Origin of the sequence: Pseudomonas kitaguniensis (assembly GCF_049199985.1) — a bacterium.
Taxonomy (GTDB): Bacteria; Pseudomonadota; Gammaproteobacteria; order Pseudomonadales; family Pseudomonadaceae; genus Aquipseudomonas; species Aquipseudomonas kitaguniensis.
On sequence record NZ_JBLZPT010000008.1, the window covers coordinates 84,525 to 97,665 of the forward strand.

The 13,141-nt window shown below is 60.3% G+C and carries 11 protein-coding genes; 9 read left to right on the forward strand and 2 right to left on the reverse strand.

Annotated elements, in window-relative coordinates; translation table 11 throughout:
- The first annotated feature begins 181 nt into the window (after positions 1-181).
- Positions 182-940, forward strand: coding sequence for a FadR/GntR family transcriptional regulator (locus ACOZK9_RS12860; protein ID WP_058411621.1), 759 nt, complete (start codon positions 182-184; stop codon positions 938-940).
- Between the two features lie 7 nt (positions 941-947).
- On the opposite strand, the gene ACOZK9_RS12865 is transcribed toward ACOZK9_RS12860, so the two are convergent.
- Together ACOZK9_RS12865 and ACOZK9_RS12870 are read right to left on the reverse strand one after the other, a co-directional pair.
- Positions 948-1,787: an NAD-dependent epimerase/dehydratase family protein gene (locus ACOZK9_RS12865; protein ID WP_058411614.1), complete on the reverse strand. Its 840-nt coding sequence runs from the start codon at positions 1,785-1,787 to the stop codon at positions 948-950.
- Positions 1,788-1,883: 96 nt separating this feature from the next.
- Positions 1,884-2,609 (reverse strand): oligogalacturonate-specific porin KdgM family protein, encoded by a 726-nt coding sequence (locus ACOZK9_RS12870; RefSeq protein ID WP_058411613.1) that lies wholly within the window; start codon positions 2,607-2,609, stop codon positions 1,884-1,886.
- 359 nt (positions 2,610-2,968) lie between these two features.
- Between ACOZK9_RS12870 and ACOZK9_RS12875 the strand changes: the two genes are divergently transcribed.
- From ACOZK9_RS12875 to ACOZK9_RS12910, 8 genes are all read left to right on the forward strand, one after another.
- Entirely contained in the window at positions 2,969-4,123 is a 1,155-nt protein-coding gene (locus tag ACOZK9_RS12875) for a mandelate racemase family protein (protein ID WP_058411612.1), read from the forward strand.
- A gap of 70 nt (positions 4,124-4,193) precedes the next feature.
- On the forward strand, positions 4,194-5,804 hold the full coding sequence (locus tag ACOZK9_RS12880; protein ID WP_152748496.1) for an ABC transporter substrate-binding protein: 1,611 nt from the start codon (positions 4,194-4,196) through the stop codon (positions 5,802-5,804).
- A gap of 21 nt (positions 5,805-5,825) precedes the next feature.
- Positions 5,826-6,863 (forward strand): ABC transporter permease, encoded by a 1,038-nt coding sequence (locus tag ACOZK9_RS12885; protein WP_122251358.1) that lies wholly within the window; start codon positions 5,826-5,828, stop codon positions 6,861-6,863.
- A 51-nt stretch (positions 6,864-6,914) separates the two neighbouring features.
- Positions 6,915-8,525, forward strand: a complete 1,611-nt coding sequence (locus ACOZK9_RS12890; RefSeq protein WP_122251359.1) for an ABC transporter substrate-binding protein — start codon at positions 6,915-6,917, stop codon at positions 8,523-8,525.
- A gap of 50 nt (positions 8,526-8,575) precedes the next feature.
- Positions 8,576-9,493 (forward strand): ABC transporter permease, encoded by a 918-nt coding sequence (locus tag ACOZK9_RS12895; RefSeq protein ID WP_421555962.1) that lies wholly within the window; start codon positions 8,576-8,578, stop codon positions 9,491-9,493.
- A gap of 15 nt (positions 9,494-9,508) precedes the next feature.
- Positions 9,509-10,348: an ABC transporter ATP-binding protein gene (locus ACOZK9_RS12900; protein ID WP_122251360.1), complete on the forward strand. Its 840-nt coding sequence runs from the start codon at positions 9,509-9,511 to the stop codon at positions 10,346-10,348.
- A 10-nt stretch (positions 10,349-10,358) separates the two neighbouring features.
- Complete coding sequence (locus ACOZK9_RS12905; RefSeq protein WP_058411607.1) at positions 10,359-11,135, forward strand: ABC transporter ATP-binding protein; 777 nt, start codon at positions 10,359-10,361, stop codon at positions 11,133-11,135.
- Positions 11,136-11,177: 42 nt separating this feature from the next.
- The gene (locus tag ACOZK9_RS12910; RefSeq protein ID WP_421555987.1) at positions 11,178-12,980 is read left to right on the forward strand and encodes a glycoside hydrolase family 28 protein; all 1,803 of its coding nucleotides are present in this window, start codon (positions 11,178-11,180) and stop codon (positions 12,978-12,980) included.
- The last annotated feature ends 161 nt before the right edge of the window (positions 12,981-13,141 follow it).

Consider the following 13,141-nt stretch of genomic DNA (forward strand, 5'->3'; position numbering starts at 1 on the left):
TCCTTGATTAACTTGAGTTTTTAAATGCGCACGTCGTTGCGCATTTCTCGAGCGGACGTCCTTGTCATCGTTGCAGCGAATCGAACGTCCGCTGCAGGCGAAATACTATCATGTGCGCCTACGTTGTCGTACAACCTATGCGCTATGATGTGCGCTCTTCCGCAAACCGAGAATTTTGTTCTTGACGGACAAACCGAACGTCCAAACCACTGTTCGCCGCCGGCATCGAAGCCTCGCCGAAGAATTGGTCACCGAGCTTTCCCGACGCATCTGTACCGGCGAACTTGCGCGTGCAACCAAGCTGCCCACGGAAACCCAGGTGATGGCAGAGCACGGTGTGAGTCGCACGGTGGTGCGTGAGGCGATATCGCGTCTGCAAGCCTCGGGCCTGGTCGAAACTCGCCATGGCATCGGCACCTTTGTGCGCGATATTCCGAGCCCCAGCGGGTTTCGCATCGACCCGCAAACCATCGTTACCTTGCAGGACGTGCTGGCGGTACTCGAGCTGCGCATCAGCCTCGAAGTTGAAGCCGCAGGCCTGGCATGCCTGGGGCGCACCGATGCGCAACTGCAAGTGATGCGCGACTCGCTGGACGCGCTCAACTCACGCGCGGTGAGTGCCGATTACGCCGTGTCGGCAGACTTCCAGTTCCATCAGCAAATTGCGTTGGCCACCGGCAATCGCTACTTCACCGACATCATGTTGCACCTTGGGGTGAACATTTTGCCGCGTACACGCTTGCACTCAAAGCGCTTGGTCAAGGACAACGAGGAACCTTACCTTGAGCGCTTGAGTCGCGAGCATGAAGACATCTTCAAGGCGATTGCGCGGCGTGATGCCGACGCCGCCCGCGCTGCGATGCGCCTGCACCTGTCCAACAGCCGCGAGCGCATGCGTCGTGCGTATGAGGCTGCCGCCGCCGAAGCGCTCAACGGCTGAGGTGGGTTCACGGCGAGCGTGGCGCGTCTTCGAACGGTCCGGCCGCGGTAAAAGCCCCGCCCTGCAGCAGGCTGCCGGGCTCATCCGTGGCAGGCTGCGGTAGTTGCTCGACCTTGGCACGAAACGCTTCGGAACTGTCCTGCGGCGCGAAGCCCAAATGAGCCGCGTGGCGATTACTCCACCAGCGCTGCTTATTATTTGAAACGCCATACACCACGCTGTGCCCGACACCTTCGGCCAACAGCGCACGGGCGACCAAGTGATCGAGGTCTGCGTAACTCAGCCACGTCGACAGCATCCGGCGGTTGCGCGGTTCCGGGAACGACGAGCCGATGCGCAGGCTCACGGTTTCAATCCCATAGCGATCATAGTAGAACGCCGCCAAGTCTTCGCCGTAAGCCTTGGAGAGGGCGTAGTAGCCGTCCGGGCGCCGCTGTGAATGCGCGTCCAGTTCAACCTCTTGCGGGTAGAAACCGGTGACGTGGTTGGAGCTGGCAAACACGATGCGCTTGACCCCCTTTTGCCGGGCAGCTTCATAAATATGGTACGTGCCGCGAATATTCGCCTCTAGAATTTCTTCGAACGGTCGCTCGACTGAAATCCCGCCGAAATGCACGATCGCGTCCACCTCATTTACCAGTGCGGCCACCGCGGCCTTGTCGGCCAGGTTGCAGTTGATCACTTCCTCATGCGGGCCACGGCTCGGCGCCATTGGGCTGATGTCCGAGGCGCGCACGATCTGCGCATGCGCCTGCAGGGTTTCGCGCAGTACCTGGCCCAGGCCGCCAGCGGCGCCGGTGAGCAAAATGCGCCGGTAAGGTTTGTGCGAGAGCGGTTGCGTGGTCATGTTCAGGTCTTCCTTTGAGCGCTGAATAAACGGGGGGTGGGCCGCGGCGCTTGCCTGTCGAGCGGTGTGCGTGGGCCAGGCAAGTCGCCTGCGGCCTTACATGAAGTTGTATTGAACACCCAGGCGCCAGCGCGCCTGACGGTCTTCGGAGGTGGCGTTGACTTTTACATCACCAATCTCCATGAACGGTGCCCATTGCTTGTTGAGTTTGTATTTGACGATCAGGTTCTGTTCGTAATCGCTCTTCTTGTTGTCGTAGCGGATGTAGTCAGTCTTGAAGTAGATGAACTGGTATTCGTACGCCCATTTACTCGCCGGCGTATAGCCCAGCCAACCTTCCGCGCGGTGCGTGGTCTGGTCATCCTTGAAGTGGTCGGGCATGTCTTTGTTGACCTGGTCGCGGTCGAGTTTCCGCGCGTCCAGGCGATAGCGCGTGGCGACGTAGAAGGCGTCGTTGATTTTGTAGCTGTACTTGAGGCCGAACTTGTAGGTGGTCGAGTCTTTTGAGCTGTCCATCTGAAACGCTGGCGTCAACGTCGATTGCGCGCTGAGCACGTAGTTGTAGCTGACAGTGAACTCGTGCCCGTTGTTGATCATGTTGTCGTAGGCGACGTCTTTGCGGTCCCCGGCGGTGCGGTATTTCATTTCTGCTTCAAAACCCAATCCACTGTCCAGCCGATAGTTAAGCTTGATTCGATCAGCGTGGGCGCTGTCGTCTTCGGTGTACTGGTGGCGGTAGTTGATGCTGGCGGAGTCGGCGCTGACACAGAACGGCAGGCCAAGCGCCACGACAGTAACGAGCGTGCGTAGGTGGGTATTCATACGGTCTTCTTTTTTGTTTTTGTTAGGGTCGTTTGATAGTTGCTACGGCAGTGCCTTGTTGCGTCAGGTTCTCATCCAAGGCGCCGATATACGTTATCGTACGACAAGATGACTCGTCTACGGCTTAACCCTGATTTTGAAACATTTTGAAATGTATATGTCCAGTAAATAGGGGCTAATAGCCAAACAAGTGATTGCTCAGTCGTCTTTAAATACGGGGCTTTGCGTGGTTTTTGACGGTAAATGGGCAGGGGTGCGCGGTGGTTATTGGGTCTTTTCAAGTGTTGTACGATGACTTATGCTCGGTCCAACAGGCGATATTTCCCGTCATAAATCCAATAAAAAGGCTAACGACGTCCATGAGAATCACAGCAGTCAACGTGCAAGTGTTTTCCTACCCGACCCGACGCGCAGTCGACAGCGCCGGCCATGCTCACCCCGGTGATGTCAGCCAGGCGCAAATGGCGTTGCTGCGCATCCAGACTGAAGACGGTCAAGAGGGTTATGCCTTGGGTGCCCCCGAACTGATCCGCCCGTATGTTCTGGATGGTTTTGTGCGCAAGGTGCTGGTCGGGCAGAACGCGTTTGACCGCGAAAAAATCTGGCACGACCTCGCGCATTGGCAACGTGGCAGTGCCAGCCAGTTGACCGACCGCGCATTGGCGCTGGTCGAGCAAGCATTGTGGGATTGGGCCGGGCGCAAATTCGGCGTGCCGGTGCACAAGCTGATCGGTGGTTATCGCGACAAAGTGCCGGCGTATGGCTCGACCATGTGTGGCGATGAACTGCCCGGCGGCCTGGCAACCCCCGAAGACTACGGCCGGTTTGCCGAGACGCTGGTGCAGCGCGGCTACAAGGCAATCAAGCTGCACACGTGGATGCCGCCGGTGTCGTTCGCGCCCAGCCCGCGCATCGACGTCAAGGCTTGCGCCGCAGTGCGCGAAGCGGTGGGGCCGGACATTGCGCTGATGCTTGACGGTTACCATTGGTACAGCCGCACCGACGCGCTGTACATCGGGCGTGAACTGCAGAAGCTCGACTTCGCCTGGTTCGAAGAACCGATGATGGAAGAGTCCGCCGAGTCCTACGCCTGGCTCGCGGGCCAGTTGGACATCCCGGTGCTGGGCCCGGAAACCCTTTCCGGCAAACACCTGAGCCGCGCCAGTTGGGTCAAGCATGATGTGTGCGACATCCTGCGCGCCGGTGTGGCGGGTGTCGGTGGTATCGGGCCGTGCCTGAAGGTTGCACATCTGGCCGAATCGTTTGGCATGGACTGCGAAATTCACGGCAACGGCGCCGCCAACCTTGCCGTGGTCGGCGCTATTAAAAACTGCACCTGGTATGAGCGTGGTTTGCTGCACCCGTATCTGGACTACGACGAAGTACCGGCCTACCTCAAGCGCCTGGTCGACCCGATGGACAGCGACGGTTTTGTGCACTTGTCCGATTTGCCCGGCCTGGGTGAAGAGATCGACTTCAACTTCATCGAGACCAATACGCTGAAAAGCTTCTGACGTGTACACGGGCAGTCCGGTAAACGCCGGGCTGTCCATGCCCTATAAATATAAGAAAGGCACACTCGCTATGCGCATTTTCCCTTCGCTGTGGGCGCGGGTACTGGTGGCCGCGCTGACGGTTACCGCAGTACCTGCGACCTTTGCCAAAACCCCGGCCGATCAACTGATCGTCGGCATGAGCATGATCAACCTGCTGTCGCTGGACCCGGCTGCCGCCACCGGGCTGGATGTGTCCGAGATCAACGCCAACCTGTATGACCTGCTGCTGGTGCAGGACGTGGCTGAGCCGGACCGGTTGGTGCCGGCGTTGGCTGAGCGCTGGGAGGTCAGTGATGACCGCAAAACCCTGACCTTCAACCTGCGCGCCGGGGTGAAATTTCAGTCCGGTAATGATTTGAGCGCCGAAGACGTTGCGTGGTCGCTGCAACGCGTACTCAAACTCAACCTGGCGCTGGCCTCAACGTGGAAGGCCTACGGTTTTACGGCTGAAAACGCCGAGCGTTTGATGCGCGCCACAGACGCCCAGACCTTCGTGATCGAACTGCCACGGCCGACCGACCCACTGCTGGTGCTGAACACCCTGGCGACCTCGCCGAGCGCGTTTATTCTCGACCGCAAAAAAGTCCTCGAACACCAGAAAAACCAGGACATGGGCGCCGCCTGGCTGGTGACTCACGCGGCCGGCAGTGGCGCGTTTGTGCTGAATGACTGGCGCGCCAACGACGTGATTCTGATGAACCGTTTCGACGGTTATTGGGCGGGCCCGGCCAAGCTCAAGCGCATCGTCATGCGCAACATGACCGAGTCGCAATCGTTGCGCCTGATGATCGAGCGCGGCGACCTCGACATCGCCAAGGGCATGTCTGCGCCAGACATCGAAGCCCTGCAAAAAAGCCCCTCGGTGCGCACGCAAACCTTGCAGCGCGGCACCCTGTATTACGTGGCGCTGAGTGTGAAGCAGCCGATGTTTGCCGATGCACGCGTGCGCAAGGCCGTGCGTTCGCTGATTGATTACCAGGGCATCAACCAGACCGTGATGCCGCACTACGGCGTGCTCAATCAACGGCCGCTGCCGTTAGGCTTGCCGGCGCGCCTGCCTGACCCTGGTTACACACTCAACGTTGAGCAGGCCAAAGCCTGGCTGGCCGAGGCCGGTTACCCGAACGGTTTCAAGACCACCATCCGCGTGTTGGCTGAACCGCCTTTTATCAATATTGCCTCGAACTTGCAGTCGACCCTGGCGCAGGCCGGCATCCAGGCCAGCATCATCACCGGCACCGGTAACCAGATTTACGGCGCGATGCGCGAGCGCAGCTTCGACATCATCGTCGGGCGCGGCGGTGGCGGGGCGGAGCGCCATCCGCATTCGAGCCTGCGCACGCTGGTGTACAACCCGGACAACCGCGATGAAGCCAAGCTGACTAACTTTCAAGGCTGGCGCACGTCGTTCTACAGCCCCGAACTGAACCAGTTGATCGAGCGCGCCGAGGTCGAGCCGGACCCTGCCAAACAGGTGGCCCAGTACCGCGAAATCCAGGAGCAGGTCGATCAACAAGTCGGGGCAATCTTGCCCGTCTCGCAGATGACCGACACCGTGCTGGTGTACGCCGACGTCGCCGATTTTCAGGGCCACACGGCGGCGACCACGCGCTACAAAGACGTCTACAAGAAGCGCTGACCGACTTATCAGGAGCTCACTATGTTTGTTATGACTGCCTCTGTCATGGGCGCTCGCGCTTCCACTACGCTGCGGCGCGCCGGCACGGTGCTGGTGACGTTGCTGGGCCTGCTGGCGCTGACGTTTATCATCGGCCGCGTCATGCCGTTGGACCCGGTGCTGGCCGTGGTCGGGCCGGACGCCGACAGCTCCACTTACGACCAGGTGTATCGGTCGATGGGGTTGGACAAGCCGATCTGGACCCAATTCGGGCTTTACCTCAACGACTTGCTCCACGGCAATTTCGGCAACGCGCTGTTGACCGGCCACCCGGTGCTTGACGACATTTTGCGGGTGTTCCCGGCAACCATCGAACTGGCCACCCTGGCGATTTTGTTCGGCGTGCTGATCGGCCTGCCGCTGGGCGTGTGTGCCGCCAGCAACCAGGGGCGACTGGGTGATCACGTGGCACGCGTGATCACTTTGTTCGGCTACTCAACGCCGATCTTCTGGCTGGGCATGATGGGCTTGTTGGTGTTCTACGCCTGGCTCGGCTGGGCGGGCGGAGCAGGGCGCATCGACCTCGCTTACGACGGCATGGTGCCCGAGGTCACGGGCTTGTTGCTGGTCGACACGACCTTGGCGCGTGACTGGGAGGCGTTTGCCAGCGCGTTGCGCCACATCGTACTGCCGGCACTGATTCTGGGCCTGAACTCGGTGGCGTACATCAGCCGGATGACGCGCAGTTTCATGCTTGAGCAATTGTCCCAGGAATACATCATCACGGCGCGGGTCAAGGGCCTTTCGCGGCGCCAAGTGGTGTGGGGGCATGCGTTTCGCAACATTCTTGTGCAACTGCTGACCGTGGTTGCGCTGGCCTACGGCTCGTTGCTGGAGGGCGCGGTGCTGATCGAAACGGTGTTCGCCTGGCCGGGTTTCGGCCAATACCTGACCAGCAGCCTGATGCTCGGTGACATGAACGCGGTGATGGGTTGTGTGCTGGTGATCGGTTTGATTTTTGTCGCGCTCAACCTGATCAGCGACGCCTTGTACAAGGTGTTCGACCCACGCACACGTTAAGCCGCACGGCTGCCGCCGTACCGATAAAACTATAAAAACAAGGATTTTTTCATGAAGACTGGATTTTCGACACTGCACGCTGGCCTGTTGGCGGCGATGCTCGCCCTTGGGCCGATGACGCTGGCCAATGCCAAAACCCCGGCCGACCAATTGATCGTCGGCATGAGCATGGTCAACCTGTTTTCCATCGACCCGGCCAACGCGCCGGGCCTGGATGCGTCGGGCGTGAATGCCAACCTCTACGACACGCTGATCAAGCGTGACCAGGGTAACCCGGAAAAACATCTGCCGCAGTTGGCCGAGCGCTGGGAGATCAGCGAGGACGGCAAGCAGGTCACCTTTCATCTGCGCCAGGACGTCAAGTTCCACTCGGGTAACCCGTTGACCGCCGAGGACGTGGCGTGGTCGTTGTACCGCGTGATGAAACTCAACTTCGGTCTGGCCACCACCTGGAAAGCCTATGGTTACAGTGTCGAGAATATTCAGTCGCTGATCCGCGCCACGGATGCGCACACCCTGGTCATCGACCTGCCGCAGGCCCTGGACCCGTTGCTGTTGGTGGACTCCCTGGCGACCTCGCCCAGTGCGGTCGTGGTGGATCGCAAAACCGCGCTGGCGCATGAAAAAAATGCCGACCTCGGCGCCGCTTGGCTGGTCACCAACGAGGCGGGCAGCGGCCCGTTTGTGCTGACCAAATGGACGGCGAATGACTCGCTGTTGTTGACCCGTTTCGACGGCTATTGGGGCGGCGCGACCAAGCTCAAGCGCGTCGTCGTGCGGCACATGACCGAATCGCAGTCGCTGCGGCTGATGCTCGAACGCGGTGACCTTGACCTGGCCTACGGCATGGCAGCGCCGGACATTCGTGCCCTCGACGGCAAGCAAAACATTCAGGTGCAATCGTTGCCCCGCGGCACGATGTACTACGTCGCGATGAGCATGAAGCAAGCGCAATTTGCCCAGCCCAAAGTGCGCGAAGCGGTGCGCAACCTGATCGACTACAAGGGCCTCGACACCCAGGTAATGCCGTACTACGGCACGCTCAACCAGCGGCCAATGCAGTTGGGCCTGGCCGCTCGCCTGCCGGACCCTGGCTATCAGATGGATGTTGCACAGGCAAAAAAGCTGCTGGCCGAGGCGGGTTACCCTGACGGTTTCAGCACGACCATTCGCACACTCTCGGAACCGCCGTTTATTGACATTGCCGCGCGCCTGCAAGCGACGCTGGCGGAGGGCGGGATCAAGGCCAACATCGTCACCGGCACCGGCAACCAGGTGTACGGCGCAATGCGTGCGCGCCATTTCGAGATCATCGTGGCGAGGGGCGCCGAGCGTTACCCGCACCCGTATTTCAGCCTGCGCACGTTCGCCTACAACCCCAACAACAATGACGACGCCGGCTTGCCGAACTTTCAGGGTTGGCGTGCTGCGTTTTTCAGCCCGCCACTTAACCGCCTGATAGATCAGGCGGGCGCTGAGCGCGACTCCGCGCAGCGGATCAGCCTGTATCACCAGGCGCAGGCGCTCTACGACGAGCAAGTGGCGCCGATCCTGATGATCTCGCAGATGACCGACACCGTGGTCAGCGCCGCCGACGTCAAGGGGTTCACCGGTGACGATGCCGAAGCCACACGTTATCTGGGTGTCTACAAGCAGCGTTGAGTTGGGCCAGGCCCGCCTGGCAATCCTGATTTCACACAGAGAAGATGCTTATGAATGCCAATCTGTCTTCGATTGAATCCACGGCCAAGCGCCCGCTGGATCATTCCCCGGGTTCCAGCTTTGATGCCTTGTGCAAGAGCGGCCTGCGGATTTTGCGGCACCTGTTGCGCAACCCGATGACCTTGGCCGGCCTGCTGGTTGCGTTGCTGTTGGTGGTGGTGGCGACCTTTGCGCCCTGGATCGCCACGCATGACCCGGTCGCGCAAAACCTTGCCAATGCGCTGCAGGCGCCGGGCGCCGCACACTGGTTCGGCACCGATGAATATGGCCGCGATATTTTCAGCCGGTTGGTCTACGGCTCGCGAATCACGCTGTACATCATCGCGCTGGTGACGGTGATCGTCGGCCCGATCGGGCTGTTTATCGGCACGGTGTCGGGCTACTTCGGCGGCGTTGTCGACACCGTGTTCATGCGCTTGACCGACATCTTCATTTCGTTTCCGAGCCTGGTGCTGGCGCTGGCGTTCATCGCCGCCCTGGGGCCTGGCCTGGAACACGCGGTGGTCGCCATTGCGTTGACCTCCTGGCCTCCGATTGCGCGGTTGGCGCGGGCCGAAACCTTGTCGCTGCGTAACGCCGACTTTGTGGTGGCGGTGGAGCTGCAAGGCGCTACGCCGGCGCGGATCATCCTGCGGCATATCGTGCCGATGTGCATGTCCTCGGTGATCATCCGCCTGACCATGAACATGGCCGGGATCATCCTCACCGCCGCCGCCCTGGGTTTTCTCGGACTGGGCGCGCAGGCGCTGCTGCCGGAGTGGGGCGCGATGATTTCGACCGGCCGCCGCTACATGCTCGAATGCTGGTGGCTGGTGGCAGTACCGGGCGCGGCGATCATGTTGGTCAGCCTGGCCTTCAACCTGTTGGGCGATGGCCTGCGGGACATCCTTGATCCACGCAGCGAATAACCGGAGGAAGACCTTATGTCCGCGCTCAAATTAAATGTTGAAGGGCTTAACGTGCGCTTCGTCAGTGGCCAGAAAGAAACCCACGCCGTGCGCGATGTGTCATTTACCCTGGGCCGCGAAAAACTCGCGATTGTCGGTGAGTCCGGCTCGGGCAAGTCCACCGTTGGGCGCAGCCTGCTCAAGCTGCACCCGCCGAGTGCCAAAATCACCGCCAAAAGCATGGCGTTTGGAGAGGTTGACCTGCTCTCGGCGAGTGAAAAGGCCATGCAAAAAATACGCGGCCAGCGCATTTCGATGATCATGCAAGACCCCAAGTACTCGCTGAACCCGGTGGTCAAGGTCGGCGATCAGATCGCCGAAGCGTACCTGGCCCACCACAAGGCCAGCCGTAGCGATGCGCGCGAGCGCGTTCTGCAGATGCTTGAGCAAGTGCACATCCGTGACCCCAAGCGCGTCTACAACTTGTACCCGCATGAGGTCTCGGGTGGCATGGGCCAGCGCATCATGATCGCGATGATGGTGATTACCCGCCCTGAAGTGATCATTGCGGACGAGCCCACGTCGGCGCTGGACGTGTCGGTGCGCCAGCAAGTGCTCAACGTGCTGGAAGAGTTGGTGGAACAACAGCAGATGGGCCTGATTTTTGTCAGCCACGACCTCAACCTGGTGCGTAACTATTGCGACCGCGTGCTGGTGATGTACGCAGGCAGGGTGGTCGAGTCGCTGGCCGCCTGCGACCTGCAATACGCCGAACACCCTTACACCCGTGGCCTGTTGGCCGCGCTGCCGAGTATGGATAACCGCCGCGTGCACTTGCCGGTGCTCAAGCGCGACCCCGTCTGGCTGACCCACTGAGGAATCAAGCATGCCCATGATCCAAGCACACGCCTTGAACCTGAGCTTCGGCACAGGCCTTGCCATCAACCAGGTGCTGCACGACGTCAGCCTGAGTGTTGCCGACGGCGAATCGTTCGGCCTGGTGGGCGAGTCCGGTTCCGGCAAGACCACCGTGCTGCGCTGCCTGGCCGGGCAATACCGGCACTGGAGCGGCGAGCTGAGCATTGCCGGTGCGCCACTGCAGCAGAAGATTCCCAAGGAGCACTTTCGCAAGGTGCAAATGGTTTTTCAGGACCCGTACGGCTCGCTGCACCCACGGCACACCATCGACACCGCCTTGCGCGAGCCGCTGATTATTCACGGGGTCGGCGACAAGGACGACCGCATCAACGAGATGCTGCTGAAGGTTGGCCTGAACGACAGTTTTCGTTTTCGCTACCCGCACCAGTTGTCCGGCGGCCAGCGTCAGCGGGTGGCCATCGCCCGCGCGTTGATCCTTGAGCCACGCGTGCTGTTGCTCGATGAGCCGACCTCGGCGCTGGATGTGTCGGTACAGGCCGAGATTCTCAACCTGCTGATGGACTTGCGCCAGCGCGAGAAACTCACCTATTTGCTGGTCACGCATGACTTGGGGGTGGTCACGCACGTGTGCGACCGGGTGGCGGTGATGCAACACGGCAAAATCGTTGAGTTGCTCGACAGCCAGGCGCTGAGCCAGGACCTGGCCGAGCACGACTACACGCGCATGCTGGTGCAGGCCAGCCGTGATTTCAGCCAGGAATCCGAGCGGCGCCGGGCGAGTTAAAAGGAGGTCGGTATGACCATTGGCACACACAAGGAGAACAACATGCCGCAAAAAAACAGCCCGCAAAGAAGATCGCCGCGTTGCGCGCTGGCCCTCGTCGCGCTCGCGTGCAGCCCGCTGTCGTGGGCGCTGCAAGCGCCGTCGAAGGTGCAGGTGCCGACGCTGGCGTTTGACGATCAGCAAATTATTCTGGTCTGGGAAAAACCCGCCGAGCATGCCGACATCAAGGACTATCGGGTGTACGCCAACGGCACGCTGCTGGGCAGCGCCAACGCCAACAACGACCAGGTTTCGCCCGCCAAACCCTATATCGACCAGTTCTACCGGCAAGACACCGCGAATTTCCATTACCGCGTCGGCATTCACAGCTACACCGCACAGGGCCTGAAGCCCAACACGGCCTACCGCTTTACCGTGCGTTCGGTGGATGGCAGCGGCAAAGAGTCGGCAGACAGCGCGCCAGTGCTGCAGCGCACCACACATTCGCCGGCACTGTTCGACGTAAAAACCTACGGCGCCAAGGGCGATGGCAACCACCTCGATACCCTGGCGATTCAGAGCGCGATTGATGCCTGCACCGTCGGCTGCAAGGTCTTGCTGCCCAAGGGCACCTACAAAAGCGGCGCGCTCTACCTCAAGAGCAACATGACCCTGGAGATCGCCGAAGGCGCGACCCTGCTCGGTTCCGAGCGTGCCGAAGATTACCCGCTGGCCGGTTACATTCAATATCCGTATTCGACCACGGTGCGTCCGGCCTCGCTGATCAATGCATTGCCGCGCGATCCGCGTCAGCACCAGACCTTCGAAAACATCCGCATCGTCGGCAAGGGCACCCTCGACGGTAACGGCTGGAAGCGTAAAGCCGATGCCGTGGATGAGCGTGGCCAGGCCTTGCCGGTGTATGTGGCGAGCGACAATACGCGCTATCTGCAAGACGGCATTCTGGCCAAGGCACAAGTGCAGCAAGCGGTGGCGCGCGGCATGAATGTCAAGGACGCCTACGGGCAAATGCGCTCGTCGCTGATCACTTTGCGCAACGTCAAAAACGTGTTTTACGGCGGTTTCACGGTGGTGAACCCGGCTTACCACGGCATCATGAACCTTGAGACCGAAAACGTGGTGCTGGCCAACACCCGGCACACAACCTACGACGCTAACAACGGCGATGGCATTGAGTTCGCCAACAGCAAAGGCGCGATGGTCTTTAATAACCTCTTCGATACCGGCGATGACTGCGTGAATTTTGCTGCGGGCACCGGCGCCGACGCGGTGCATCAGCCGCCGCAGGAACAGGCGTGGATCTTCAATAACTACTTCCGCAAGGGCCATGGCATGGTGGTTGCCGGCAGCCACACTGGCGCGTGGATCCAGAATATTCTGGCCGAAGACAACGTGTCTGACGGCACGGATGCTGGCTTGCGCATGAAAAGCACCAACTTTATGGGCGGCGGGGCGCGTAACGTGACGTTCCGCGACTCGGCCATTCGCAACACGGTCAAGCAGGCGTTCATCTTCACCCTGGACTACAACGACCCCAACGCCAAACTGGATTACCGGCGCTCGACGATTGCCGGGCAGTTCAAGGACATCCGCGTGAACAACGTCAGCGTCGAAAATGCCCACGGCAGTGCGATTGAGGTCAAGGGCGACAGCCTGCACAACGCCTACCACGAGGGCCTGGTTTTCGAGGATGTGCGTTTGCGTGGCGCTGCCGGTGCGCGTATCGACGGCTTGAAGGACTCACACTTCGAACGCGTGGTGTTCAGCCAGCAGGGCGCTGCCAACCCCTGGCAGATCAGCGGGAGTTCGGGGCTGAGCTTCAAGGACGTGCAACCCGCGCCGTAATGCGCCGATGGCAACGCCTTAGTCGCATTTTGTTACGAAGCAGTGACAGCGAAATGCGCTGCTGTGACGGCAAAACGGGACAAAAACAGGGGTTGCCATTCAATTTTCATAAAAACGTAACAAATCTACTGCAAGGTTCGGGAGCCCGTAATCACAAGGAG

Bases quoted from the DNA above. Each gene is read 5' to 3' on its own strand.
- ACOZK9_RS12865 (WP_058411614.1), bottom strand. From the start codon at position 1,787: ATGACCACGCAACCGCTCTCGCACAAACCTTACCGGCGCATTTTGCTC.
- ACOZK9_RS12870 (WP_058411613.1), bottom strand. From the start codon at position 2,609: ATGAATACCCACCTACGCACGCTCGTTACTGTCGTGGCGCTTGGCCTG.
- ACOZK9_RS12875 (WP_058411612.1), top strand. From the start codon at position 2,969: ATGAGAATCACAGCAGTCAACGTGCAAGTGTTTTCCTACCCGACCCGA.
- ACOZK9_RS12880 (WP_152748496.1), top strand. From the start codon at position 4,194: ATGCGCATTTTCCCTTCGCTGTGGGCGCGGGTACTGGTGGCCGCGCTG.
- ACOZK9_RS12885 (WP_122251358.1), top strand. From the start codon at position 5,826: ATGTTTGTTATGACTGCCTCTGTCATGGGCGCTCGCGCTTCCACTACG.
- ACOZK9_RS12890 (WP_122251359.1), top strand. From the start codon at position 6,915: ATGAAGACTGGATTTTCGACACTGCACGCTGGCCTGTTGGCGGCGATG.
- ACOZK9_RS12895 (WP_421555962.1), top strand. From the start codon at position 8,576: ATGAATGCCAATCTGTCTTCGATTGAATCCACGGCCAAGCGCCCGCTG.
- ACOZK9_RS12900 (WP_122251360.1), top strand. From the start codon at position 9,509: ATGTCCGCGCTCAAATTAAATGTTGAAGGGCTTAACGTGCGCTTCGTC.
- ACOZK9_RS12905 (WP_058411607.1), top strand. From the start codon at position 10,359: ATGCCCATGATCCAAGCACACGCCTTGAACCTGAGCTTCGGCACAGGC.
- ACOZK9_RS12910 (WP_421555987.1), top strand. From the start codon at position 11,178: ATGCCGCAAAAAAACAGCCCGCAAAGAAGATCGCCGCGTTGCGCGCTG.